Genomic DNA, 24431 nt, shown 5'->3' with positions numbered 1-24431 from the left:
CCTGCGGGCTGGGTCGGCGGCAGGACGCGCGGCGATAGTAGGGCGGCGCCGCGCGCGCCGCAATAGGACTCAGCGGCCGTGGTCGGCGCGGTAGCGCTCGAACGCGGCGATGGCGTCGTCCACCTCGATCAGTGCCATCACCCCGTCGAACTCGATCTTGCTGCCCCACTTCAGGCGCTCGGCCGGCTTGCCCAGGTACTTGCGCGCGGCCGCGTCGTACCTGTCCACGCAGTAGCGCAGGTCCGAATACGGGCCGCTGCGGCGCGGGTTGCTGGCCGCGTGCAGGCCCAGCACCTTGGCACCCATCGCGTTGGCGATGTGCATGGGGCCGGAGTCGGGGGTCAGTACCAGCGCCGCGCGCTGCAGCAGCGCCGGCAGTTGCTTGAGCGTGTCGCGGCCGACCAGGTCGAGCACCGGCGTGCGCGCTGCGGCGACGATGGCGTCGGCGGTGCTGCGTTCCAGATCGCTGCGGCCGCCGCACAACACCACGCGCCAGCCCTGTGTGGCCGCATGGTCGGCCACCGCGGCATAGCGCTCGGCATACCAGTTGCGGCGTTGGTGGCTGGAGCAGGGCGAGATCAGCAGTGCCGGGCGGCCGTCGTCGGGCCATTGCGCGCGCGCCCAGGCATGGGCGTCCTCGGGCACCGGCAGGTCCCAGCGCACCTCGGCCTGGCGCAGCCCCAGCGGCTCGCAGAAGCTGCCGATCGCATCCAGCACGTGGATGCCGGGGCGGTCCGGAATGCGTTCGTTGACGAACAGGCCATGCAGGTCCTTGGAGCGGCTGCGGTCGTAGCCGATGCGCCGGCGCGCCGGCACGAACGCCGACAGCACGTTGGCGCGCAACGCCACCTGCATCTGCAGCAGCGCGTCGAAGCCCTGCGCTGGCAGGTCACGGCGCAAGGCGCGCATGCCGGCCACGCCGCTGTGCTTGTCGTAGGTGTGGAACACCACGCCCGGCAAACCGTCCAGCAGCTTGTGCCCGGCCTTGTCGATGATCCAGTGCAGTGCCGGCGCCTGCGGCCAGGCGCGCTGCAAGGTCCGCACCAGCGGCACCACGTGGGTCACGTCCCCCAGCGCCGACAGGCGCAACAGGCACAACGAAGGGAGCGTTGCCGGCATGGTGTTGTTAGACTCGCTGGATGGTTGCATTCGACGCCACCGAAGCGCTGACGCCGTACCGCGAGGGCCGCGGTTACGGGGCCATTCTGTTCGACCGCGAGCGGCTGCGGCAAGCCGAACCGGCGCTGTTCTCCGCCGCCGCCTGGGCCGAACGTGCGCGCCCGGTGGATGCCGGCGGCCGTGGCGGCGCCTGGTTCGTCGATGCCCCGTTCGGCAGTTGTGTGCTGCGCCAGTACCGCCGCGGTGGGCTGGTCGCCAAGCTGGTCCGCGACCGCTACCTGTGGACCGGCGCCGACCGCACCCGCAGCTTCGCCGAGTTCCGGCTGATGCGCGCGCTGATCGCGCGCAAGCTGCCGGTGCCGCGACCGCTGGCGGCCTGCTATCTGCGCCAGGGGCTGCGCTACCGCGCGGCGATCCTGATGGAGCGGTTGGAGGGCGTGCGCTCGCTGGCCGACTGCGCGCGCATCGCCGGCCGCGGCGCGCCGTGGGAGGAGGCGGGGCGGCTGATCGCGCGCTTCCATCGCGCCGGCCTCGATCACGCCGACCTCAATGCCCAGAACATCCTGTTCGACGGCAACAACCGCGGCTGGTTGATCGATTTCGATCGCGGCGTGCTGCGCATTCCCAGCACCCGCTGGCGCGAGCGCAACCTCAAGCGGCTGCGTCGTTCGCTGCTGAAGCTGCGCGGCGAACGCAGCGTCGATGCGGTGGAGAAGGACTATGCGCGCCTGCGCCGCGCCTACGACCTGGCCTGGGAGCGCGGTTGCTGATGACCGACTGGGCGCTGCGTTTCCAGGGCGTGGGCAACGCGTCGGCGGTGTCGCTTGGCTCGCCGATGGCCACCATCGAGCGCGATGGCCGGCCGTGGCTGACCATCGATTGCGGCGGTGAGGGGCTGACCGCCTACCAGGCGCACTACGGCGCGATGCCGCAGGCGCTGTTCGTCACCCATGTGCATCTGGACCACGTCGCCGGCTTCGAGCGGCTGTTCGTGGACAGCTATTTCTCCGAGCGCCGCGGCAAGGTGCGCTTGTACGTGCCGGCGACGGTGGTGCCGCTGCTGCACCGCCGGGTGGCCGACTATCCGAACGTGCTGGCCGAGGGCGGCGCCAACTTCTGGGATGCGTTCCAGCTGATCGCGGTGGGCGATGCGTTCTGGCACGAGGGCATGCGCCTGGAGGTGTTCCCGGTGCGCCATCACTGGCCGGAGACCGCCTACGGCCTGCGCCTGCAGGGTGCGCTGGTGTGGAGCGGGGATACCCGGCCGATCCCGGAAATGCTGAACCGGTATGCCAACGACGGCGAACTGGTGGCCCACGACTGTGGTCTTCACGGCAACCCGTCGCATACTGGCGTGGACGATCTGGAGCGGGAGTATCCCGCCGAGCTGCTGCAACGGACCATGCTGTACCACTACGCCAGCACTGAGGATGCCGAAGCCCTGCGCAGGCGCGGGCACCGCGTGGCGCGCCCGGGCGAATGCGTGGCGCTGCCCGCGCCGCGCGCCGCGCAGGTGCCGCAGGTACCGTTGGGATGAACGCGCTGCCGCGCCTGCCGCTCGCGTCGGCGACGCCGGCGGACCGGCGCGGGCGACCGTTGCGCGACCTGCGCCTGTCGGTGATCGAGGCGTGCAACTTCCGCTGCGGCTACTGCATGCCGGCCGACAAGGTGCCGGACGATTACGGCTTCGACGCCGCATCGCGGCTGTCGTTCGCGCAACTCGAGACCCTGGCCCGCGCCTTCGTGCGCAACGGCGTCAACAAGTTGCGCCTGACCGGCGGCGAGCCGCTGCTGCGCCGCGATCTGCCCGAACTGGTGCGGCGGCTGGCGCGCATTCCCGGTGTGGACGACCTGGCCATGACCACCAACGGCGCGCTGCTGGCGCGGCACGCACAGGCCTTGCGCGAGGCCGGCCTGCGTCGGGTCACGGTCAGCCTGGACGCGATCGAGCCGGCGGTGTTCCGGAAGATGTCCGGCGACCGCGGCGAGATCGCGCAGGTGCTGGAGGGCATCGATGCGGCGGTCGCGGCCGGGTTCGGGCCGGTCAAGCTCAACTGCGTGGTCCAGCGCGGCATCAACGACGATCAGGTGCTGCCCTTGCTGGCGCATTTCCGCGGCAGCGGCCACGTGCTGCGCTTCATCGAATACATGGACGTGGGCACCTGCAACGCCTGGCGCCGCGAGCGGGTGGTGCCGGCCGCCGAACTGCGCGACCGCATCGCCGCGCGCTGGCCGCTGCAGGCGCTGGCGCCGCATTATCCCGGCGAGGTCGCCGCGCGCTATGGCTTCGCCGACGGCGGCGGCGAGATCGGCTTCGTGACCTCGGTCAGCACGCCGTTCTGCGGCGATTGCCACCGCGCCCGCGTGTCCGCCGATGGCCATCTCTACACCTGCCTGTTCGCGGGCGAAGGGACCGACCTGCGGCCGGCGCTGGCCGGCGGCGAGGAGGCGCTGGCCGAGCGCGTGCGCGCGCTGTGGGAGCGCCGCGAGGATCGCTACAGCGAACTGCGCGGTGCCGCGCAGGTCAGGCGCGGCAAGCACGTCGAAATGTTCCTGATCGGCGGTTGAGCGATGGACGCCGCGTTGCAACGCGCGCTGGTCGCGCTGGAGCTGGAATTGCTTGAGCCGGCGGTGCGGGCCTCGGCAGCGCGCGTGGCCGAACTGCTCGACGAGGCCTTCGTCGAGTTCGGCGCTTCCGGCCGCCGCTTCGACAAGCCGGTGGTGCTGCACACGCTGTCGGCCGAATCGGGCGACGTCCGCTACCGGGCCTTCGACATCGAGGTGCGGTCGCTGGCGCCGGATCTTGCGCAAGTGCGTTACCGCAGCGAGCGCAGCGGCGGCGGCGAGCCGCCGCGGCAGGCGCTGCGCAGTTCGCTGTGGCAGCGCCGTGACGGCCGATGGCGCATGCTGTTCCACCAAGGCACGCCGATTCCCGGCGGTGCCTGAAGATCGCGCCGTGGGAGCGGCAGCGCAGTCCATGACCAAGAAGACCACCGCCACGTCCGCGCGCGCCGCCGCGCCGGCACTGACCCACCTGGACCCGCAGGGGCTGCCGACCATGGTCGATGTCTCCACCAAGGCCGTCACCGCGCGCGTCGCCGTGGCCGAGGCGCAGGTGCGCTTTCCCGCCGCCGTGGCCGCGCAGTTGCGCGCCGATGCGTTGCGCAGCGCCAAGGGCGGCATCGTCGACACCGCGGTGATCGCCGGCACGATGGCGGTCAAGCGCACCCACGAACTGATTCCGTTCTGCCATCCGCTGCCGATCGACGGCTGCCGCTTCGCCATCGAATGGTGCTCGCCGCAGGTGCTGGGCATCGAGTGCACGGTGCGCACCGTGCACCGCACCGGCGTGGAGATGGAGGCGCTGACCGGCGCCAGCGTCGCCGCGCTGACTGTCTACGACATGTGCAAGGCGTTGACCCACGCGATGACCATCGGTCCGGTGCGGCTGGTCGGCAAGCGTGGCGGCAAGCGCGACGTCGGGAGCGTGGCATGAGCGCCTCGGTGACCGTGCTGTACTTCGCCAGCTTGCGGGAGGCCGCGGGCCTGGAGCGCGAACAGGTGCGCACCGATGCGCCGGACCTGCGCGGCCTATACGCCGAACTTGATGCCCGCCACGGCCTGCGCTGGCCGCTGGATCGGTTGCGGGTGGCGGTGGACGGCGCCTTCGTCGGCTGGGATGAAGCGGTGCGCGACGGCAGCGAAGTGGTGTTCATCCCGCCGGTCTCGGGAGGCTGAGCCATGGCCACCGAACCGCGTTTCCGGCTGGCCGACCAGCCGCTCGACATCGCCATGCTGCGCGCCCCGCTGGCGCACGCCCAGGCCGGCGCCTACGCCAGCTTCGAAGGCTGGGTGCGCGATCACAACGACGGCCGCGCGGTCGACGGCCTGCACTACGAGGCCTACGCCGCGCTGGCCGAGGCCGAGGGCCAGCGCATCGTCGACGAGGCGCTGGCCCGCTTCGCCGTCCTCGATCTGCGCTGCGTGCACCGCATCGGCGAACTGGCGATCGGCGATCTGGCGGTGTGGGTCGGCGTGGTCGCCGCGCACCGCGGTGCCGCGTTCGATGCCTGCCGCTACGTCATCGACGAGGTCAAGGCACGCGTGCCGATCTGGAAGCGCGAACGTTATCGCGACGGCGATGCCGGCTGGTTGCATCCGGAGACGCAGGCGCCGCAACGCGAATAGCGGCGCACGATCATGCGTTGATCGCTGTCTTCGTAGGGAGGGGTGGTAACCCCGCCTGCTGACCTCGGCGCCCGCGTCGATCGATACGCGCCGAAGTGGCGCCTCCGGTGTAGGGATGCGTGCGCCGTCGCCACGGCCGGTGCCAACGACTAGCCAGGGAGCCGAAGCGGACCCGAAGCGGGCGAAAGGCATGGCGTACCGCAAGGATGCTCATGTCTGGCAGGAGGCACCGCGCAGGCGATGTGTATCCATGCGGCAGGCAGCGTTACAGAAGAGGGGTGGTAACCCCGCCGGCTGACCTCGGCGCCCGCGTCGATCGATACCGTTGCTGCCTTCCGGCCCTGGCGGGGTTTTCGACCTAGCGTCGCGAGGGGCCGACGGGGCCACCATAGAGACGAAACCGCGCCAGTGGCGCGGTTATTCCTCTTTCGGATACCGCCACCGGGGTGGGGCACTCTGCGAGAGGACACGCATTCGAATCTGGCGGAGAGAGGGGGATCGACTGATCCCGATCCAACTTCCTGACTCTCCTACAGCACGCAAACCAGGGATGTGGCCTGACTTGTGAACCGGCATTGTAGCGGGTCAGGCGCTCTCGCCGCTAGCTTTAGGGGGCGACCCCATCGCTACCCAGGCAACCAGCTCACCGCCCGGGCCATCGCCGAGGCGCCGGACTAGGAGGACGAAGCATGAAAGGCGCGGTCCCCAACGTCCGGAAGGCCAAGGCAATCCACCAAAAGAAGCAGGCGGAGCGCAACGCGACGGCCAACAAGCTGGAGAAGCGCGCGGCGACCACTCGCGGAGCCTGCCGGGCGAGGGTCCGCGTTGGATTTTTCCTTGAAGGTGCCGACCGTTTAGCCCCCTTTGGCACCGTCTCATCCTGTGGACGGACGCATGGGAGCCTTTTCTGCCATTCAGCCTTTAAGATGCCGTCATGAGCCGTCCCATCGACCAACTTGCCGAGCCCCGGGTTCTGCGTCTCCATATGGAAGGCGTTGAAGAACTCGGCGGCGACGTTCGCTTGGGCGCATTTATCGACAAGCTCGCCGCTTTCAAAGCGGCGCTGGCAGAGACGGGAAATCTTGTTTCCCGTGAGGGCTCGCCTGCTGTTGACTTTGTAGTCTCTGAGTTGAGCCATAACAGCCCGGCGATGGTAGGTGTGCTGCCTATTTCGCTTGCCGACAGCGGCCAGCACGCGGGTCGCGTCGCGGATTCTTTTGTCACGTTCTTGGGTCAGGTCCGGAACCGGACCGCGCGCGTCGATTCCGATCGTGCCCGTCTTGTTGGTCACTTGCGAAAGCTGGTCGCCGGAGTCGGCGAGAGGTTCGAGCGGCTTTGGATCGACGGCCCTGGAATTGCCCCTATTCCACTCGATGATGCTGTCGCCAAAGCTCTCGATGATGCGCTGCCTGATGTGCGGCGAGAATTCGGAGCAGTCAAGGGCGTAGTCAAGCGTTACTCGGGCGTCGGGAAGCAGCCGTATTTCAAGATCGTGCCTCCGGTCGGAGGTGTGGAAATCAAATGTGTTTTCCCACTCGAACTGCTTACTCAAGCCGCCGCCTCTGTCGAGCACAACGCCACGGTCGAAGGGGAACTCAAATCGTATGAAGATGATTTTTGGCCATATGAGGTTCGCGTCCGGCACATTGAAATTCATCCACGCGATAGCGATCTGCCGACGCTGAGTGAACTTGCTGGAAGCGCGCCGGACTCCACCGGCGAGTTGAGTGCGGCGGAGTTCGTCCGGGAGCTGCGGAATGAGTGGTAAGGCCAATATCATCTATTGGGACAGCTCTGCGTTCATCGCGCTGCTCAAAGAGGAAAAGAACCATGGTGACGGAGTCTATAGCGCGCTCTTGTCGCAAGCCGGGGCATTTGACCGCAACCAAATCGTTCTTGCGATCTCGACGGTGGGCATTACAGAGGTCTTGTCGATGGAATTGGGCGATGAGGCGCGCGAGCGGTTCGAGTCCATGATTCGCCGTAGCAACTTCCAGACGATAGCCCTAAGCGATGGTATCGCCCGACAAGGAGCCCGCCTCCGACGCCACTGCTATGGCAAGGAGAAGAACGGAGCAGGCGAGCCATACATCCTGACTACTCCGGATTCCATCCACGTAGTCTCTGCAATGCTCATCAAAGCGGACGTACTGGTAACGCTAGACTCTGAGAACAAGCCGGTGAAGGTGGACCGGAAGGAAATGGCGATGACAAAGGTAGCAAGTCACTACCCGGTGCCCGACCTGCACCCTGTTGCCATATCCCGCCCAGGACTCGGACTTCCCGGAACCGGGTTGATTTAGGTGTACCCCTTCGCCGCCTGATGGGCCACGTCGCAGGCGGCATGAATCAGGCGGGTGGGGGTGTAGCCATTGACGGCCCGGTTGCGGTCAAGGGGGGGCGCAAAAGGGCAGGGATTCACGGGTCCCGACACGCCATTGCCTCAAAGCTGGGCGAGACAGGGGTGTCGGCTTCGGCGATTGGAGCGCTCACCGAGCATGGGAGTGTGCAGGCAGTCTTGGAGAAGCTCTACATCGACCGACGAAGCCTCCGGACCGGGTGGGCACGCTTGACAGATTTAGTCGTCCTGGCCTGTTTCTCGTTTACTGCCCTCGATAGTTTGAGGGAAATTGCTGTAGTTCGAAGTGTTTTTATAAAGGGAAGCGCTCAATGAGTCGAGCAGATTTGTGGGAAGATACAATAATCATTGCAATGCGTGATATGCAATGGTCGAATTTTATTGAGTCTAAAAAAGCAGAGGTGCTGCAGTATGCTGCGCCTGATTCGAGCCGAAATGAACTGCCTCAGCCATATCCCTCTGGTTTTGTTAAGTTCGATGGCAGGGCAGAGTCGAAGCTAAGTGACGTCGCAATAAGGGATGGAGAAAGGTTCTTTTTGTTTGAGGTAAAATCTAGTTTATCGAAAGTAAGAACTGAGTGGCGACAAAAGGGTGAGTATCTGCCAAAATTTCTCGTCGAGAGACTGTCTGAGCTTGTCGAATTAGCCGTGACCAACGAGTTGGCATCCGAAATGTTGATGTTGTCGTTGCGAGGCCACTTTTTAACCTATTGGTCTGCTGATGAATATCAAGGTTGGTTAAAGGGCGCCATCACGTGTTCACCCTATATCTTAGCCTGCGCTGCCGCGCGAAATTCAAAAGAAATCGCAAGACGGCGGGGTATTAGAAGGCCGGTTGGTATTCAGAAAAATGTATTAGTGGCTCTGCGCGAGAATAAGGCCAATAGTCCAGCTATTCCTCTATCGGATTTGATGAGAGAGAAATATTGTATGCAATTTTCTACCAGCGAGGAGCCGCTTTCTTTGGGGCTTGACCAAGGGGAGTTCCTTAAATACGTCGCGTTTCTTTGTGGAAGTGGCGAAGCGAAAAACGGATTCTCCCTTCCTACGGATAAATCTGCCGAGGCTCGAATGCATGAGCCAGTTCATCTTGTAGGCTTGTCTACCATGGGGTCACACTTAAAGGTCATGGGTTCAACGGCAGACTTGGCGGTCGTGCTGAAGGGCAAATTTGAGCCTAACCCCAGGGGTGAAATGAAGGCGAAGTTGTCGAGTCAAGGGTCGAAAGCCTCCGTTCCTAGAGGGTAGTTATGTACATACTGACACGTTTCCACGGGGGCTATTCTCCTAGAGCTCCAGCGTTTGTTACATGCCTTTAAGGCGCCATCAGCCTCCTGCAGCGCAGCCTCGTGATCCACTCTGTGAAGTGAAGCAAGATAGGCTTGCGTCCAGAACTCCTTTTGTGTCATTTCTGCGACTGGCTTAAGGTAAGGCATTTCCATTGATTTGCTCCATGAATTGCTCCGAATTTACATCCATGTGAGACTTTGTCAATTAGGTCTGCGAGCATTCTAAGGCGGTCAATTTTGGAGTGTTGGAGAGGTCTTAGTCGTGATTCCCACCGAGATGATCCATAAATCCGCCATGACGGTTAGTGGAATCATGGCCCAACACTACAGCCAAACCGTTGTCCTTAGCTCAAGCCGCATAGGCATCTCCAGGCTGGAGATGTTCCAAAGCCCCGCTTTGGTGAATTGGGGCGCCAACTACTGGCAGATGGCCCGGGTAGTCGCGAGAGGCGTGGGTTACTCATTTGGTGTGAACAGACCTAGCTCGTTGCCTTCTTCCGGTGCCTTCAGGCGCGACCGTTGTATTGATTGTGCAGAGTTTTTTAAAGATACGGTATTGTTGAGTCTTCATCGAGGATTGCTACACAATGAGTAAGAAAACGTTGGAATCGATCACCTCCGCCAAGGCCAAGATAGAAGAGGAGCTCCGCAAGCTTGAAGAGCAAGAAGCAGCGCTCCGCCAAGAACAGGTCGCCTTCGCTGTAACCGAAATCATCGGCCTATTGTCTCAATACAGCGAGCACTTCACCGCTAAGCAGAAGGCTGAGTTGGCAGTGGCCATTGGCGCCAGCAGCCCGGGCCGTGGCCGCAAGGCTGCCCCTCAGGCCAAGAAGGATGCCGCCCCTAAGTATTGGCTGCCGCATACCCAGGAGACCTGGAGCGGTCGGGGCCGTCCTCCGCGCGCCTTTACTGCCTGGCAAGGAACCGCTGCCTACAACCAATGGAAGGCCAGTCACCCAGACGAGAAGTTTCCGAAGTATCCCGGGTGAGAAAAAGCTTAAGCAACGCCACGCGGGGAAGTAAAAAGCTAAGGAATAATGCCCGTGCTCCATGAGAGCTTCAGATTCTGCGTAGGAGTTTTCTGATGCTGCGGTCAGCCTCCACCTGATCGCACGACGCCGATCTTGGTGGCAACCTATATCTGTCGTCCAGGCCACTTCACCCGCCATGGCGGGGGACGGAGCCCAGAACCTCCACTCAAAAGCGCCGACGACCAAAGGCCTCGCATGCGAGGCCTTTGCTTTGCGCATGGCGCTCCTTGGCCAAGCAGGCGCGGCACGGGGAGGGCTGCCGGCCGGAAGCATCTGTCTATCTTTGTAGACGTTTTGAGCAGCCCTCGTGCTGGTGCTTGCCCCCTCATCTGGCCAGCAGTAGCGTTTTCGCCACGCTTCACTCGTCAAGGAACGAACGATGAAAACCCTCTCAGGAACATTGCTTGGGTTGGCAGTTATGGCCGCTGGGTTGTCCCCGCTCGCCAAGGCGGCGGAGCCGGCGTTGAACCCGGCGGACGTCATCGAGGGCATGGGCGAGCGCATTCCCCCCGGCAAACAAAACGTCAGCCTGTCGCCGCTGTTTAAGGCATACGTCTTCGAAAAAGCCGGGTTGAAATTTGTCCAGATCAACTCGTTGAAGGACGAGGTCATCACTGTCATCGTCGTCACGCCTGGCGCCGAATCCCGCTTGCCGATTGGATCCGCTGCGGGCCAGCCGCTGCCAGTGCTCAAGGGCGACGCAGCCAGTTGATGAGACGTCCCGGATTGAGAGGGTTTCTGGTTGTAGCTATCCATCGCCAGCAAAGAGAAAGCCCCGGGGGGTGACCCAGGGCTTTCGAGGGAACGCGTTGCAAAGCCGGCGCGTGATCAGCTCAGGTCGCAGTTGCTCGGCAGCTTCCACGTCGTCGCCGGCAGCATGTTCTTCACCGCGGACGACGCGGTGATGCCAACGTTGCTGGCGCCGATGAGCTCTTCCAGGTCAGCGATCGACACGATGTAGTCGTCCAGGCTGCCCAGGCCGGTCTGGTTCGGGATGATCCAGCTGATGGCCTTCTCGGCCCCGGTGCTCGGGTCCGTGGTGATGATCGTCTTCCAGAAATACTCGGGCGTGCGAATGCCGTGGCTGGAGAGGAAGTAATCGTTGGACGTGTCGCCGAAGACCACCCCGCCGTAGACCTTCACCGGTCGGATATCGCGGTAGCACTCGGCGACATTTTCCGCGCTCACCCAAATGCCTTGGTTGAAGCCTGACACCTGCGGCACGATGTTGGACATCAGGTTGGCGCGCACGATGTAGGTCGAGTTGTAGTCCATGTGGTTGGACGTGACCAGGTGGCCGCGATCGTAGCCGGAGCGCACGCTCGCGTAGGACTTGGTCGAGGTCTGGCCGCCACAACCGCTCGGCAGCGTGGTGTCGAGCTTGAAGTCAGAGGGGCGAGCCGCGGAGCCGGTGTCCGCGTTGAGCGAGTATTCGTAGCGCGTGGCGGTGTGCTCGGTGCAGTCGTAGGTCAGGAGGAAGCCGCCCTTGTTGAGCGTAACGACCTGGGCCTGCGCTGCAGCGCTGGTGGTGGTGAGCAGGAAGACGGCGAGGAAGATCCGGAATCGCATAGTGCACTTCTCCATGTGTTTAGGCAGGCCGCACGAATCCAGCACGCACGGACAAGGGCCGTGCCTGTTGAGAGACGCGCTAGTTGAACAGAGGTGGAGCAGACAGCCGAGACCGGCTCGATGCCGGTGTGGTGGGAGAGACGACAACCGCGCCCCTTTGCCACGACGTGGCACGCGGTTGCGACATGTATCTAACAGCGAGCTGGGCGGGTCAACCGCGGATTGGCCAAGGTGTGACTTGGTCGGAAGACTTTGTCGCTGTAAAACGGCCTCCACAGCCATGCAATACGGACGAGGTATGGAGCAAAAAGAAAGCCCGGATTGCCCGGGCTTCTCTGATGCAAATGCTCTATCGGAATCAGCGGGCCAACTGCTCCCACATCACGAACAGAGCGATCGGCAACCACTTCAGCACGGCCATGGCCGCCATGCCCATGGTCGCGGCCAGCGGCGTCATCACCCACCACTGGGCCCAGGTGAAGCCCTGGTCGCGCTGCCGAGCCATGTAGGCGGCGCCCGGGTAGAGCCGCTCTGCTTTCCGCAGGCCGCGCCGAGCCATAAGTGGCCCGACGAGAAAGCCGAGCGGGCCCAGGAAGAGCAGGCTGAGCGAGAACCACCAGAAAAAGCGGTTGTGGGGCGTCAGCACTTTCTTGGGCTCAGCACGCGGCGCACCTTCGCCGGGAAGCGGGTTCACCACGCCCATCGACGCGGGGACGATCGAATCAGGGTGGGTCGTCATTTGGCGTAGGCCCTCCAGCTGCCGTCAGCTTTGGCATAGCGCAAGTTCTTGTTGACGGGGATGGGGACCTGCCTGCCGGCGATGTCCAGGACCACTTGACCGCGGGTATCGCAGCGGTAGCCGTCGGCATCCTCGGCCTTGGTGCAGCCGGTCAACTCGAAGTCGCGAATGTCGCTCACTCGGCCGGCGCCGCTCTGCTGGAGCAGGGCGGCCAGCGCCTGCTTGGCGTTGTCGCTCGACGGCTTCCCGCTGCAGGCGGTCAGGCCCAGGGCCATGGTCAACGCGACCAGGCCGATCCATGCGTTCTTCATGTCGTTCCTTTTGCTGAGGGATGGGGTGGGGAAGGCGGGCGAGGTCAGGGCCTACTGCTTGTCGCGGTTGCCGTCCGGCTTGAAGCCGGCGATCCACATCCGGGTGTCCTTGAAGGGCGTCAGCAGGCCGCTGGCTCCCGGATGGAGATCCGCGGTCTGGAGGAAGCCCGAGACCCAGGCCACGCGCAGGGCGACGTCGACGGCGCGATCGGCGACGCCGGGCCGGCTCACGTTGACCACGAAGGGCTGGGCCGGCGGGTTGGGGCCAGTGGAGCGCTGGGCACCGGTGTTCGGATTGCTGGGCGGCACCCGGACACCGTTGAGCGTGTCCCGTCCCTTCCAGAGAGCAGAGGTGTTGAGCTCGGCCTTCTCGCCAAGGTCATCGGTGTCGGTCAGCGGGGCGTCGGCGCAGGCGCGGAAGGTCTCGGTGGTCGAGGCAGAGGCGCTGGTCCAAATGCGTGCTTCCACCGTCCAGCAAGGCAGCTTCTGGCCCCACTCGGCGAACGTGAGCGCGACCCGCGGCCACTCCAGCTTCCCGAGCTGTGCTGCTTGGTGGTTGTCGCCCTTGAAGAGCCCGGGCAGCTTCCCGCCGCCGCTGAGGGGCGTGTAGAGGGCACCGGAGCCGCCGGCCTGCGCGGTGGACTTGCCCCCCGCGTTTGGCTTGATGCCGACCATCTGCTTGCCGGCGTCCTTGAGGCTCCCGCCGAGCTGACGGAAGAAGCCGGGCTTGGGGTCGGAGCCGTCCTGGGCGTGGGCAGCGATAGGAACGGCCAACATCAATGCCAGAGATGCTGCGAATGCCAGCTTTTCCTGAAGTGCCATAGACCCTCGCGACGTGTGTGAATGTATCTGCCATATTGGCAGATAAGTGCGTTAGGATGCTAGTCGGTGCAGACTTGGAGGTCAGCCCGAAGTCAGATCTCCATGCCCGCATCCCTGCCTCCGAATTCCGTCTTTGGCCGTCGCTTGCGCACGGCCCGGCGCGTGGCGGGCTTGTCGCAGGTCGAACTGGGAGCGCTGTTGGGGATGAACGAGAAGGCCGCCTCGTCACGCTTGTCCCGCTATGAGCGAGGAGAGCGCGAACCAGACCACGAAACGTTGGCAGCGCTCAGCGATGCGCTCGGGGTGCCGCCGGCGTATTTCCATGCCAGTTCAGACGTCTTGGCCGAGGTCATCTTGCTGGTTGCTCGATTGCCTGCAGAGCGTCAAAAGGGCGTTCTTGAACTCATCAAGAGCCACTTGGCTTGCCCGCCGGCTTAGCTTGCATCAGGACGGCGCTTTACCTCATCAGAGCTTCGGTAGGGCCTTTTTCAGGGACGCAACTGGGGAGTCCGTCTCAGCCTCTGCGGCTAATTAGCTGTTGGATAGCCCTGAGCGGCCGCTATATGCATGGGTGATACCATTGCTGCCTGAGCCAATAGGGGGTAAGGCAGTTATGGATAGACTGGTTTTCGCAGTAATTCACTCTCTCGAAAAAGAGGCTCAGTCCAACACTTCACGAGTCAGGCATGCGCCTGGGCCGTTGGACGTTTCGCTCAGCCAGGTTCAGGCTCTTGGAGAACAGTTGTCGCGTCTCGTCGGGCGAGACGGGAGCACCGTATTCTGGGGGCAGTTCGGAACGAACAATCGAGAGGGGCAGTTTCCAGGCGCGGTTGAAAACTTGACTATCAGTTCTGACCTGGCAACGTTCATGACGCTTACAGAGGTGGGCATGGCGGAGCTTGTGGCAGCTGCGAGAAAGGAGCTTCTTTCGACTGGCGGTTACGTGTTCTTTATGGTGTACGAGGTCAACGCGACGCCATTCCTTCTAGTGGCGATGATTAAAGAGCGCGGAGCATTGAGCTTGTCGGCGGATATGGTTCCGACTGACATTCGTGAACTCGACTTGTCGAAGCTGCACCAAGCTGCACGTATCAATCTTGCGAGGTATGCGCAGGCGTTGAGCGTTGGCTCTGCCGATGCCGGCGCTGACGAGGAAGAGAGAACCTACCTCTGCTTCGTTAACAAAGGTGTGCGCAATGAGGTCGCAAAGTATTTCATCGATGCACTGGGTTGTGAAAAGGGTGTTTCATCTAATCGAGCCACCAAGTCCGCAATCGATGCTGTTAGGAAGTTTGTGGCTTCAAAGAAGGAGATAAAGCTTCATGCTCGCAAGGTGAGGCGAGCCGTCATTGATCATATGGCTGCCTTGCCACAGGGAGCTGTGATGACAGTCGGAACCTTGGTGGCAGTTGTGCGTGTGGCGCTTGGGGATGAGCTGGTTGAGCACGTTGAGGGGTTGAGTGAATACCTCAACGGTGAGGATGGTCAGGTCCCAGAATCTTTTGTGGTCAGTGCCCAATACTTAAAGTCCGTTACTCGGATTACCGCGCAAGCGGATGGATGGCGCCTGTCGTTCGAAGACACAGAAATCAGCGAAACGGAGGGGCCTTTGATCTACAGTCGCGCTGATAAGTCACTCCGAATCCGGCGTCTGCCGGACGAAGCTGCAAAGAAGATTGAGGCAACCCTGGATCAGCGTGGCTAAGGACGAGTCGTGTTTGAGAGCGTAGTTCGCCTATACCGTGCCGCTGGGAGGCCTTCTATAGAGGAGGGCACATTCTCCTATGACGGGCCGGCGTATAACGTTGCGGGCGAGCTCAAAGAGTGTCAGAAGCTGGAGCGAAAGTTCGGGAGCTTCGAAGATGGCCCTCATGAAGAAGACGGACAAATTTCATTTACTTGGAGGCTGCCGTCAAATGAATTTGGGCGCTTCTACGCGAACGTTTACGACTTTGTTGATGGATCGGAAATTCTTAGCTCCGGCGGCGTCCCCGGGAACTACTACCTCATTCAGGAAGACATTCTTGGAGATGCAGAAGAGCCAACAGAAGAGCTGGTGGCTGCTCTGCATCTGGGAAGGTTGATAGGAGGCTTGCTCAAGCTCTCGTTGAACACCGTGTCCTTGACGGCTAGCACCAAGAAGCTCCTATTTGTCCTTCCCGCGACGGGCGATACAGGACCCAAGACTTTCGAGATTGATACTAGGATCACTCGCGCCTGCCTGCTGGCTCCGAAGCCGGACATTTCAGTCCTGGAAGCGCTTTTTTCTAATGAAGAAGGCCAGCTGCACATTAACGAGCATAAGCAGCTCTTCCGTGTGGCACTCACCAGCGTGCTGGCAAAGAGGCGCTCAGACGCTCCTGAGCCGGCGTTCCAATACTTGGTCTACTCATGGTCTGACGTTGTCATGGCCTACGAACTCAACGCCGAGTGTTACGTCCAAAAGTTCTCCTTTGAGAAGCTGCGCGGGGACGTGGCGCGAATCGAGCTTGACTACGCAACCCGTATGGCTGCGGTGCTCGGTGACAGTTCAGGCAAGATGCTGGCTCTGCCCCTGTCGATCGGCGGCCTCGCCGCAGTCTGGTTGGCAGATGACGTATGGAGCGCGTCTGGGCTTTGTTTGGGTATGTTGCTGGTTTCCCTTTTGCTGAGCGGAATCCTCCACAACCAGCGTCTTGCTTCAAAGAGAGTTGAGGCGGGGTTCAATCTCTCTATCGCGGACGTTCAAGGCGCTTCTAGTAAGCACCCTACTGCTCTGCAGGGTGCTATCAATAGTGCCAAGCTAGGATTTGCTGAGCAGTTGGCTTTCCTGCGCAAAGTTCATATGGTGATCCAACCCTTGGCTTGGTTTCCAACGCTCATCGCGCTGGGGATGGTGGTTCTAAGGTTTGGTGCGCATGCGCTGCCAAGCATTGTGCTTATTGTCCTTGTCGTTGTGGTTGTTGGAGCCTTCTTTAAGGCGCGAAAATCGGCTTGACTATGAGCATCTGGTGTTTCTACGAATGGCGGATTCAAGAACGCGTCCGCTCGTTGAATTCGCCATCTGAACTAAATGCATCACGGGTAGAACTTGCTCGGGTCCGACAGCTGAGCAGCGAACTGACCTCGCTGATACTTGGGCAGCTCTACGCTCGGCATGTAGCGCTTGATGGTGCGGATCTTCTTCTTTTGAGCCAGTGCCGGCTTCTTGTGGAAATAGGCCTCGTGCAGGACAGCGACTCGCTTGTGGGGTGAGTGACCCGTGATCAACGCAATGACTTCTTCCGGGATGTCCTGGTGATGGAGCTCCGTGGCGATCGTATGCCGGAACGCATGGAAACCGACCCCTTTCTTGAAGCCTAAGCGTTTCATGTAGGTGCTGAACTGGTTGAGCGGGGCTTGGCTGTAGCGAGCGTTCGAGTCGCCCGTCTCGCGGTTGACGCCGGCGGAGAGGTGGGGGAAGAGCCGCGGGTGTCCGCACTGGCGAATGTCTTCGACGTAGTCCAGGAAGCCGGCGTCGATGAGGGGCTGCGCGATCGGCACGTCGCGGATGGCCGACTTGCCTTTTAGGCGTTGCCGGCTCCTGCCTCGGCTTTTATGCGCCAGGTCAGGATCGATCGTGACCCGGATGCGAATCCACCAAGCCCCGGCCTCTTGGACGATGTCTGCAACCTTCAACTGGGCGACCTCGTTGATGCGCGCGCCGGTGTAGAGGCCGATCATGGGCATCCACCACCGATGGGGATGGGCCTTTGCCCAGGGAATGAAAGTCTCCGGGGCAAAGATCTTTTGCAGGTCGGCTTCGTCGAACAATCGCTCTGCGTTGTCCGCGTCTTCAGCGAGATCTTCCTTGAACTTCTTGAACCCTGCCATAGGCGAAGCAGGAATCGCGTTGGCCTCAACCAGCCCTTTGAAGAAGGTCCAGAGAAAGCGCCGATGCTTCTCAAGCGTCTTGGGCGCACGGGGCTGCACCCCGAGCTTCTTTCCCAGCGCGATCGCCTCGTCGTAGGTGTAGTCGCGATACCTGGGGTCTGAGAGAAGCGACGGAGGAGCCCACCGCAGCAGTTCCCACAGGCGATAGATATGGCTGTGGTCAACACGAGATACAGGAATATCGCCACAGGTCATCTTGAGCAACGTGAGCGTGCGGGAGGTGGATCCTGTCGTGTTCTTGGCCAAACCTCGGTGATCGCGAGACCGAACGTAATCGGCGATCTCGACCGATAGCAGGCGAGGAGCAGAAGCGATAGGGAGCGGGGCCGGATATTGTGTGCAGCCATTGGCCCGGCGGCTGCGCCGTTGGCGGTCGTCGGCCCGGTCAAGCATCTCCTGGGCGTGGATGGCGGCTTCTCGCCCGGTGATGTTCAACTCTTCGATACGAAGGTTGCCCATCTGGACACCCTTGAGCTGGAGCGTGCCGATCGGATGGAGGAGGTATTGGTGAAGGTGTTCTAGAGCGGGGGAGGGCATTGCTTGGCTTCCATCGAAACGATGGAAGTACCAATAAGATAGCTCACAAAATAGTCAATACAAAATCGCCGGCGAGTTGAATACAGTAAGCGTCGCGGCTCCCTATGGCCACCTCAACGAGTCGGTCGGTTTGTACTGCGCTGGGTTCAGTGCGACGTTTCAATGAAATCAATCGATTGCGCGTCTGCCGCTCAGGATTTTCTGGAGTCATTTTAGTACTGTTTAATCTAGATAAGCTAACTAAGTTGGTCAAATGGAGTGAATGAATATTAATAAAGTATAAATTTCAGATGTATTTTAGTTAGTTTATTTTGCTTATTTGATTCTGGGATGCCAAGGTCTGCCTTTTAACGACTGTAAAGGAGTATCAGCGTGGATCACTTCGAAGGCGTGGTGCTCGACTACCTGAGGGCGGACCGAGCGCTGTTCATCAACAGCCAGTGCTGCATCCAGCTCAACGAGGGCGCCAACCCGGACACCAGCGGCCCGCATTGGTATTGCGACGCGGTGGCTGTGAGCTTCAAGGAGCGGGCTGGCTATCTCTGCGAGATCACCTACGCGGCCCGGGCGCCTTCGCTCTTGGCTCGGTTGAAGTCGTGGAACGAGCATTGGCATGGAGTTAGGGCCGCCCTGGCTCGCGATAGCGGCGTCCCGCTGGATTGGATAGTCAGGCCCTGGCTCTTTGTCCCTGAGGCTCAAGCCGAGCGGCTGCGCGCCAGCCTGGCAGGGTTCGGCAACCTTCCAAGTCCCCGCATCACTTTCCTTGAAGACGTCGTGCCCTGGCGCTATCGCTCTTGGGATCGAGGTGCTTACCAAGACCCAGCCGAGCAATGAGGAGCCAGACATCTCCTGGGCCTAACGGCCGCCCTGAAATTTGAAGGTGAAGCGGGCGGCGGACGCGGCGGTCTCCCCACTAATGGGCACGGGCGTGGCGTCGACCAGCGTCAACATGCCATCGGCAACCGGGACCGGGACGCCCAGCGTGAGGTCCAACTCCTTGGACCAGCCGCCACCGAGCACGGTCGCCCTAACGACGAGCCGACCCGCCTGGATGCATTGAACGTCGGCAGGGCAACGGCTGTCTTCGATGACGCGATCGGGACGCACCCTGGGACCATCAACGGCCGCAATCTCTCCCAGGTGCACAGGGCCTTCAATGGGATGGCTCGCGACCGGATTACTTGCCGCGCACCCTGCAAGCGATATCGCCACCAGCGCCGTAAGTGCTTGCGCTCTCATCCAAAAGGCCAGAGAAGCTTTTCGTTGTTTGGTTCGCATGGTTGGACGCGTGTCGGAAGATGGTCCGAGTGTCCCATAGCTCTGCAATGCACTGCTGAGATGCGCGCCAGAGACTATCGAACTTGAATGCTGTGGGCATGAGCACTCTCAGTGAGCGGTCGCTCACGGCAGCAGCAAGCCAGCAGTCGCCAACGTGTGCAAGGACGGTGGGAAAAAGTTGCACGCACGCAGCACTCAAGTCCCCTTGGCTTTTCAATCGCGGGCAGGGGAGCCGCACATCATTGCTCTCCACCAGCGCTGGGCCTCTTGAAGGGAATCCTAGCTTCGCTATCCCGACCGCAAGGGCGAGCCTCCTCCTCGGCGCTGGTGCTCTGTTGCGGCCCTCCGCTGCGCGCCGCTGCCGCGGTGCTCACTCCCGGGTGCGGTCGAGCCTAACGCTTCGCCTGCAGGTTCCCACGAGGCGCACAACGCGCTGGTGGAGAAGAACCGATGAAGCGCACCACCCAGGATCGCACGGCCCAATACCAACTCCAGATGGACGAGGAGGGCATCTTGCTCGCCGCCGCCACCATTCTGGAGCAACGCCTCCAGCGGCTGGGCCGCATCGACAGCCCCGAGCAGGCCGGCAGCTACCTGGTCGCCCGCTGCGCCCACCTGCCGCACGAAGTCTTCGGCGTCGTCTTCCTCGACACCAAGCACCACATTCTGGCCACCGAGCACCTGTTCACCGGCACGACCGACGCTTGCGAAGTCCACAACCGAGTCGTCGCCAAGCGCGCCCTGGACCTCAACGCTGCCGCGGTCATCCTCTTCCACAACCACCCGAGCGGGAACCCGGAGCCTAGCCAAGCCGACCGCCAGGTCACGGAGCGCCTGAAGCAGGCGCTGGCGCTTCTCGACATCCGGGTGCTGGACCACTTGGTCATCGGTGGCCTGCAGCACGTCAGCCTGGCCAGCAGGGGGTGGGCTTAGCCCTCCCTCTCTTTGCCCCTTCCCGCTAAAGTGCCGGGTCCGTTGCGACCTGGCACTAAGTCCAGGGCAGTCTTGAAAGGAATTGGGTGTTGATGTCGTTTAGGCGTTCGGTGTGTTTGATGCTGGTTTTTGCTACATCCTCAGGCGCAGCCGCAGAGCTGGTCGGCCGCGCGACCGTCACGGACGGCGACACCCTCACCGTGGCGAAGCAGCGCATCCGCCTATGGGGCATCGATGCCCCGGAAAGCGCCCAGCAATGCACCAACAAGGACGGACGCTCCTGGCCCTGTGGCCGCCGGTCTGCCGCCGCGTTGGACGGCTACCTGTTGGACAAGACCGTTCGCTGCCAACCCAAGGACACAGACCGCTACGGTCGAGTGGTGGCCGAATGCTTCGTCCAGGGGCAATCCGTCAACCGGTGGATGGTGCGCTCAGGCTGGGCGGTCGCGTATCGCCAATACGCCACGGCATTCATCGCAGACGAAGCCAATGCGCGCCAGCAGCGGCGCAACCTCTGGCAAGGGCCTTTCCAGATGCCCGCCGACTACCGTCGAGGCAAGCGGGATCAGGCGGCTCGCCAGGCGCCAGTGGCCACGCCGACCGTGTCCAGCGGATGCCGCATCAAGGGCAACATCTCCCGTCAGGGCAAGAAGATCTACCACGTGCAGGGCCAGCGGGACTACGAGCGCACCAGTATCGACCTGAGCCGCGGCGAGCGCATGTTCTGCAGCCCTGAGGAGGCCATGCGGGCAGGGTGGGAGCCGGCAAAGCGCTGAGTCCCTGGGCACAGCACGGGTGGCGGTAGGCGTGTCACGACCCTTGCCGATTTGTCTGCCCAAGGTGCGGACGATAGCGCTAGACTCCGGTCACAGTAGTCGATGGACGTGAGCCTATGGACGGGGTGCAACGCATGGAAACCAAGATGACCAATCAGCCCAAGAAGGGAGAGTTTTTCGAGTTGCTGCCGGACGCCCGGCGTGGGGGAAAGGGCCACGGGGTGATCTTCGAAAATGAGCAGGCTTTGTTGACGCCGCCCCGGCTTATTTTGCAGCCGGACGAAGGTGGATTTCCTCCGTTGAGAGAGACGCCACGATTGATCTACGACCCAAAGGAAGGGGCGTTGCCTCAGGATCTTGAGGGTGGCTTCAGTGGCTATTGGCTGGTCTCCGAGCGACTCCGCAATGTGATGGAATCTGTGGATGCGGATGCCTTTGCTTTTGCTGATACCGACTATCGCTTGGCCGATGGTTCCAAGGGGCCGACTGTCTTTCTATGCGATGTTGTTCGCACGTTAGATGCTTTGGATGAGGAAGCCTCGGAACTCGATATCAAAATCGGCGACGATTACGAAGCTGGAAAGTATTACAGCCTTGCAGGCGGTAGCCGATTGGCTTTCAGGCGTGATGTGCTCGGAAATGCGCATGTATTTAAGCTTCCTTTCAATGATGGCGTATTTTGCGATCGGTTATTCAAGGAGGCGGTTGAGGCCGCCGGAATTGGCGTTGATGGGAATTCCGACGGGCTATGGTTCTACGACGTCGTGAATCGTTGATGCGCCGAATACGAGCAGGGAAGAGCTTAGTTTATGTCGAAATATCGGACGCTTTTTCAAGATCATCACGAGATCGAGCAGCAAACGCTTAAAAACAGTAAGTTGCTTGCGAAGCTGCAAGAGACCGGTCGGTTTGATATTCATGCGCAGGAAAACCGTATCTTCCTGCCGTCCGATCCGAAGTTCGCTCAATCTCTAGGTATTTCACCGCACAGCGGTGGCCCGCTTGGCGCCTATCAGTATGGCGTAATTAAGCAATTGGAAGAAATTCAGGCAACGCGAGATGGCCGAGCGGCTTTGCGAGGTGACCCGGAAGCGTTGAATCGCGTGGCCCAGCGTGTTGAGCAGTTGCGCGACACTCTTGCAGTTGGCCTGATTAACAATGACTTGAACACCAACACGCCACTTGGTCTTACCCCTGCTCAGGCCAACCTGAAAACTCAGAACTTTCTGCAAAACAACTCAGACTATCACCAAGCCCATACTCAACAGCTTGGTGTTCTTAAGGGGCTCACCGGGGTTGATCGTGGTTGGGCCGGTGTGACGAACTCTGAATCTCGCATCGTCACTACGCTCAGTCAGATTCAGGTCAGCAACACCGCCATCATTCGAGGCGGGGACATCGAACTTCAGCGCAGCGGGTTGTCGCTCGCGATCGCCAATGCCCACCACGATGGGCGCGTGGTCTTGTCTGAGCAGGGCATCCTCAAGGTCGAGCAGACCCTAGGTGAGGAAGCCGCACAGAATCTTCGCGTGCCCCGCGGCCAGCGTGGCGAAGTTGCCATGCAGTTGCTGATGGGTGAGGCGTCCGCGCGTGGCCTGACCCGTGCCGGCGGTCTCCTGGCCACGGGGGCGGATGCCGTCATGACTGCTCGCACTGCCTCGGCGCTGATGGAGCAGGGCAACACCACGGCCGCGCAGTCGGAAGTTCAGCACGCCATTGCCCGCAACGCGGGTGGCTGGGCCGGCGGTGCGGCCACCTCGGCCGCGCTGGGCAGCAGCAGCGGGTTTGTGCCTGCAGCGCTGGTGGTGGGCGATGCCGTCTTGATGAGCAAGGCCTTCGACAAGGCCGTTGACCTGAAAGAGAACCGAGACATCTTCCACCAGACCGACAAGGCCGGGGTGGACTGGCAGTTCAACGGCCGCAACTGGGAGCGCCAAGGCCAATTGCAAGAGGGGCAGGGCAAGGCCGTCGAGCAGGACGTGGTGGCCAGCTACGCGAAATCCCAGGAACTGGGCGCGATGGCCAATGCCAAGGCCGCTGAGTTTGCGCTGGGCAAAGCGCCCCCGCCGCAGGACCCGTTCAATTTGCCGGCCCAGCCCGGCGATCGGATTGGGTTGGACAACCAAAATTGGCATCGCAATCCGGACACGGAGAAGTGGGAGCGCCAGGTCAAAACCGGCGTGACGGGTGCGGATGATCGCGGTGTCTACGAGCCCCAGATCGCGAGCGCAGAGCAGACGCAGCGCCTGAACCAGGAGGCTCTGGCGCGCATCGAAAACAACATCGCCAACGGCCGCGAGGCCATCGCCCAGACTTACCTGGAGAGTCACGCTGCGCAGCGCGGGCAGGACTACGGCGTGGGCGTGCCTGCTGCCGTGGAAAGTGCTCGTGCCCAGCAGGACCGGGTGCAGGGCCACGATGGCCAGACCTACCAGCGCAACGAGGCCGGGCAGTGGCTCGGCAAGGACGGGGTGGCCGCCGGCAACCTGGCGGCGGAGCTGGAGCTCACGAACCAGATGCGCCAGCCATCGCTGGAGCGCGCTCAGGAGACGCTGGCGGCCATTGAGGCTCGCCCAGCGCCAACGGCGGCGCAGATGGAGCACAACGAGCTCCTGCATCGGTATCGAGCCGCTGGCGTCGACCTCAACGCGCAGAAGCACAACCTGCAGGCAGTGGAACTCGCCACGCAGCGGACAAAGGACGCTGAAGGCCTCACCGGTCCGACGATTCAGAAGTTGAAGCCCAACGAGCAGGGGCAATACGGCTACGACAGCCAGATCGCACACTACAAGGTCGGCCAGGACGGCGTGGCCCATCAAGTGGCGGTAACCACTTCCGAGGAACTGCGCCAAGCCAAAGCCGAGCTGGGCCAGCCGGCCATGGCACACGTGCCGACATTGGCGACGGTCTCGGTGACCGCGCCGAGCCGCAGCAAAGAGCCGGAGGCCGAACCGGCGCAGGAGAAGGACGCGAAGAGCCCGATCCTGGCCGACAACCCCGCGCATCCAGACCACTCGACCTACCAGACGATCCACTCCTGGGTCAGCGGCACGGGGAACTGGAACGAAGAGGAAAGCCGCAACGTCACGGCGGCGCTCTACAAGCAACAGGTTGAGGATCCGCTGGTGAAACGGGTGGACCGGGTGACCGGTGCGCTGGGCAAGGACGGAGCGGAGAACGTGCTGGCGGTCTACGCGCCGTTCGGTGACAAGCTGCCGATCTTCCATGCTCGGGTGGATGGGCGGGAGGCCGCCCAGCAGCCGGCGGAGCAGAACCTGCAGCAGGCGGAGGTCATCAAGCAGGATCAGGTGCGCCAGCAGGCACTTGAGCAAACCCAACGACAGACTCAGCAACAGGAGCAAGGGCCGAAGATGGCGCTCTAGGCTTTAGATGTTCCGAGGTCTTTTCAGCGCGACCAATGAGAGCACCAAGGGGCACGCCTTAAAGTAAGAAAAAACCAGGTGCTTTGACTAAGGCCTCAGTTTGGAGGACCGCAAGGAGGCAGGCCGCCAGAGGTAGGCAGTGCCTATGCCGTCATTGCAGGAAGGGCTTACGTTATGCGCTTAGCG

At 62.0% G+C, this 24431-nt stretch carries 27 protein-coding genes, 1 other RNA gene and 1 pseudogene; 21 read left to right on the top strand and 8 right to left on the bottom strand.

Annotated elements, in window-relative coordinates; translation table 11 throughout:
- Positions 1–69: 69 nt before the first annotated feature.
- Positions 70–1119, bottom strand: coding sequence for a glycosyltransferase family 9 protein (locus QN245_RS16185; protein ID WP_317845386.1), 1050 nt, complete (start codon positions 1117–1119; stop codon positions 70–72).
- Positions 1120–1139: 20 nt separating this feature from the next.
- Between QN245_RS16185 and QN245_RS16180 the strand changes: the two genes are divergently transcribed.
- The 7 genes from QN245_RS16180 to QN245_RS16150 are packed head-to-tail and all read left to right on the top strand — an operon-like array spanning position 1140 to position 5307.
- Complete coding sequence (locus QN245_RS16180; protein ID WP_160966203.1) at positions 1140–1889, top strand: 3-deoxy-D-manno-octulosonic acid kinase; 750 nt, start codon at positions 1140–1142, stop codon at positions 1887–1889.
- Positions 1889–2656, top strand: a complete 768-nt coding sequence (locus QN245_RS16175) for an MBL fold metallo-hydrolase (RefSeq protein WP_184644106.1) — start codon at positions 1889–1891, stop codon at positions 2654–2656. Before QN245_RS16180 ends, QN245_RS16175 begins: the two co-directional genes overlap by 1 nt.
- A complete protein-coding gene (gene moaA, locus QN245_RS16170) occupies positions 2653–3687 on the top strand; it encodes a GTP 3',8-cyclase MoaA (RefSeq protein WP_160966207.1) in 1035 nt (344 codons plus the stop codon). Before QN245_RS16175 ends, moaA begins: the two co-directional genes overlap by 4 nt.
- Positions 3688–3690: 3 nt before the next feature.
- Positions 3691–4065: a nuclear transport factor 2 family protein gene (locus QN245_RS16165; protein WP_317843668.1), complete on the top strand. Its 375-nt coding sequence runs from the start codon at positions 3691–3693 to the stop codon at positions 4063–4065.
- 31 nt (positions 4066–4096) lie between these two features.
- Entirely contained in the window at positions 4097–4615 is a 519-nt protein-coding gene (gene moaC / locus QN245_RS16160) for a cyclic pyranopterin monophosphate synthase MoaC (RefSeq protein ID WP_317843667.1), read from the top strand.
- A complete protein-coding gene (locus tag QN245_RS16155) occupies positions 4612–4857 on the top strand; it encodes a MoaD/ThiS family protein (protein ID WP_317843666.1) in 246 nt (81 codons plus the stop codon). Before moaC ends, QN245_RS16155 begins: the two co-directional genes overlap by 4 nt.
- Before the next feature lie 3 nt (positions 4858–4860).
- Positions 4861–5307, top strand: a complete 447-nt coding sequence (locus QN245_RS16150) for a molybdenum cofactor biosynthesis protein MoaE (RefSeq protein ID WP_160966215.1) — start codon at positions 4861–4863, stop codon at positions 5305–5307.
- Between the two features lie 284 nt (positions 5308–5591).
- Here QN245_RS16150 and ffs read toward each other — a convergent pair.
- Positions 5592–5688: signal recognition particle sRNA small type (gene ffs, locus QN245_RS16145), an RNA gene on the bottom strand.
- Positions 5689–6241: 553 nt separating this feature from the next.
- On the opposite strand from ffs, the gene QN245_RS16140 reads away from it, so the two are divergent.
- From QN245_RS16140 to QN245_RS16115, 6 genes and pseudogenes are all read left to right on the top strand, one after another.
- Positions 6242–7075, top strand: a complete 834-nt coding sequence (locus QN245_RS16140) for a hypothetical protein (protein WP_317843665.1) — start codon at positions 6242–6244, stop codon at positions 7073–7075.
- The gene (locus QN245_RS16135; protein WP_317843664.1) at positions 7065–7610 is read left to right on the top strand and encodes a type II toxin-antitoxin system VapC family toxin; all 546 of its coding nucleotides are present in this window, start codon (positions 7065–7067) and stop codon (positions 7608–7610) included. The genes QN245_RS16140 and QN245_RS16135 overlap by 11 nt, the downstream gene beginning before the upstream one ends.
- A 101-nt stretch (positions 7611–7711) precedes the next feature.
- Positions 7712–7926, top strand: a pseudogene (locus QN245_RS16130) (integrase); the annotation flags it as partial.
- 51 nt (positions 7927–7977) lie between these two features.
- The gene (locus tag QN245_RS16125; RefSeq protein WP_317843663.1) at positions 7978–8913 is read left to right on the top strand and encodes a hypothetical protein; all 936 of its coding nucleotides are present in this window, start codon (positions 7978–7980) and stop codon (positions 8911–8913) included.
- Positions 8914–9541: 628 nt separating this feature from the next.
- Positions 9542–9943, top strand: coding sequence for an H-NS histone family protein (locus QN245_RS16120; RefSeq protein ID WP_317843662.1), 402 nt, complete (start codon positions 9542–9544; stop codon positions 9941–9943).
- A gap of 421 nt (positions 9944–10364) precedes the next feature.
- Positions 10365–10697: a hypothetical protein gene (locus QN245_RS16115; protein WP_317843661.1), complete on the top strand. Its 333-nt coding sequence runs from the start codon at positions 10365–10367 to the stop codon at positions 10695–10697.
- 116 nt (positions 10698–10813) lie between these two features.
- On the opposite strand, the gene QN245_RS16110 is transcribed toward QN245_RS16115, so the two are convergent.
- The 4 genes from QN245_RS16110 to QN245_RS16095 form a co-directional block, all read right to left on the bottom strand.
- Positions 10814–11554 (bottom strand): DNA/RNA non-specific endonuclease, encoded by a 741-nt coding sequence (locus tag QN245_RS16110; protein ID WP_317843660.1) that lies wholly within the window; start codon positions 11552–11554, stop codon positions 10814–10816.
- Between the two features lie 358 nt (positions 11555–11912).
- Positions 11913–12293 (bottom strand): hypothetical protein, encoded by a 381-nt coding sequence (locus tag QN245_RS16105; RefSeq protein WP_317843659.1) that lies wholly within the window; start codon positions 12291–12293, stop codon positions 11913–11915.
- Positions 12290–12604 (bottom strand): hypothetical protein, encoded by a 315-nt coding sequence (locus QN245_RS16100; protein ID WP_317843658.1) that lies wholly within the window; start codon positions 12602–12604, stop codon positions 12290–12292. The genes QN245_RS16105 and QN245_RS16100 overlap by 4 nt, the downstream gene beginning before the upstream one ends.
- Before the next feature lie 51 nt (positions 12605–12655).
- Complete coding sequence (locus QN245_RS16095; protein WP_317843657.1) at positions 12656–13426, bottom strand: hypothetical protein; 771 nt, start codon at positions 13424–13426, stop codon at positions 12656–12658.
- A gap of 162 nt (positions 13427–13588) precedes the next feature.
- Between QN245_RS16095 and QN245_RS16090 the strand changes: the two genes are divergently transcribed.
- From QN245_RS16090 to QN245_RS16080, 3 genes are all read left to right on the top strand, one after another.
- Positions 13589–13864, top strand: a complete 276-nt coding sequence (locus QN245_RS16090) for a helix-turn-helix domain-containing protein (protein ID WP_317845385.1) — start codon at positions 13589–13591, stop codon at positions 13862–13864.
- Positions 13865–14039: 175 nt separating this feature from the next.
- Positions 14040–15131: a nucleoid-associated protein gene (locus tag QN245_RS16085; RefSeq protein ID WP_317843656.1), complete on the top strand. Its 1092-nt coding sequence runs from the start codon at positions 14040–14042 to the stop codon at positions 15129–15131.
- Positions 15132–15140: 9 nt separating this feature from the next.
- Positions 15141–16403 (top strand): hypothetical protein, encoded by a 1263-nt coding sequence (locus tag QN245_RS16080; RefSeq protein WP_317843655.1) that lies wholly within the window; start codon positions 15141–15143, stop codon positions 16401–16403.
- 80 nt (positions 16404–16483) lie between these two features.
- On the opposite strand, the gene QN245_RS16075 is transcribed toward QN245_RS16080, so the two are convergent.
- A complete protein-coding gene (locus QN245_RS16075) occupies positions 16484–17875 on the bottom strand; it encodes a site-specific integrase (protein ID WP_317843654.1) in 1392 nt (463 codons plus the stop codon).
- A 372-nt stretch (positions 17876–18247) separates the two neighbouring features.
- On the opposite strand from QN245_RS16075, the gene QN245_RS16070 reads away from it, so the two are divergent.
- On the top strand, positions 18248–18709 hold the full coding sequence (locus tag QN245_RS16070) for a hypothetical protein (protein WP_317843653.1): 462 nt from the start codon (positions 18248–18250) through the stop codon (positions 18707–18709).
- Between the two features lie 21 nt (positions 18710–18730).
- Here QN245_RS16070 and QN245_RS16065 read toward each other — a convergent pair whose 3' ends face one another.
- A complete protein-coding gene (locus QN245_RS16065; RefSeq protein ID WP_317845384.1) occupies positions 18731–19114 on the bottom strand; it encodes a hypothetical protein in 384 nt (127 codons plus the stop codon).
- Positions 19115–19603: 489 nt separating this feature from the next.
- On the opposite strand from QN245_RS16065, the gene QN245_RS16060 reads away from it, so the two are divergent.
- The 4 genes from QN245_RS16060 (at position 19604) to QN245_RS16045 (ending at position 24245) form a co-directional block, all read left to right on the top strand.
- On the top strand, positions 19604–20086 hold the full coding sequence (locus tag QN245_RS16060; RefSeq protein ID WP_317843652.1) for a JAB domain-containing protein: 483 nt from the start codon (positions 19604–19606) through the stop codon (positions 20084–20086).
- 92 nt (positions 20087–20178) lie between these two features.
- Positions 20179–20862, top strand: coding sequence for a thermonuclease family protein (locus tag QN245_RS16055; protein ID WP_317845383.1), 684 nt, complete (start codon positions 20179–20181; stop codon positions 20860–20862).
- A 116-nt stretch (positions 20863–20978) separates the two neighbouring features.
- Complete coding sequence (locus tag QN245_RS16050; RefSeq protein ID WP_317843651.1) at positions 20979–21638, top strand: DUF1629 domain-containing protein; 660 nt, start codon at positions 20979–20981, stop codon at positions 21636–21638.
- A gap of 33 nt (positions 21639–21671) precedes the next feature.
- Complete coding sequence (locus QN245_RS16045) at positions 21672–24245, top strand: XVIPCD domain-containing protein (RefSeq protein WP_317843650.1); 2574 nt, start codon at positions 21672–21674, stop codon at positions 24243–24245.
- The last annotated feature ends 186 nt before the right edge of the window (positions 24246–24431 follow it).

It is taken from the genome of Xanthomonas rydalmerensis (assembly GCF_033170385.1).
GTDB lineage: Bacteria > Pseudomonadota > Gammaproteobacteria > Xanthomonadales > Xanthomonadaceae > Xanthomonas_A > Xanthomonas_A rydalmerensis.
This window is presented reverse-complemented; position numbering and strand designations above follow the sequence as displayed.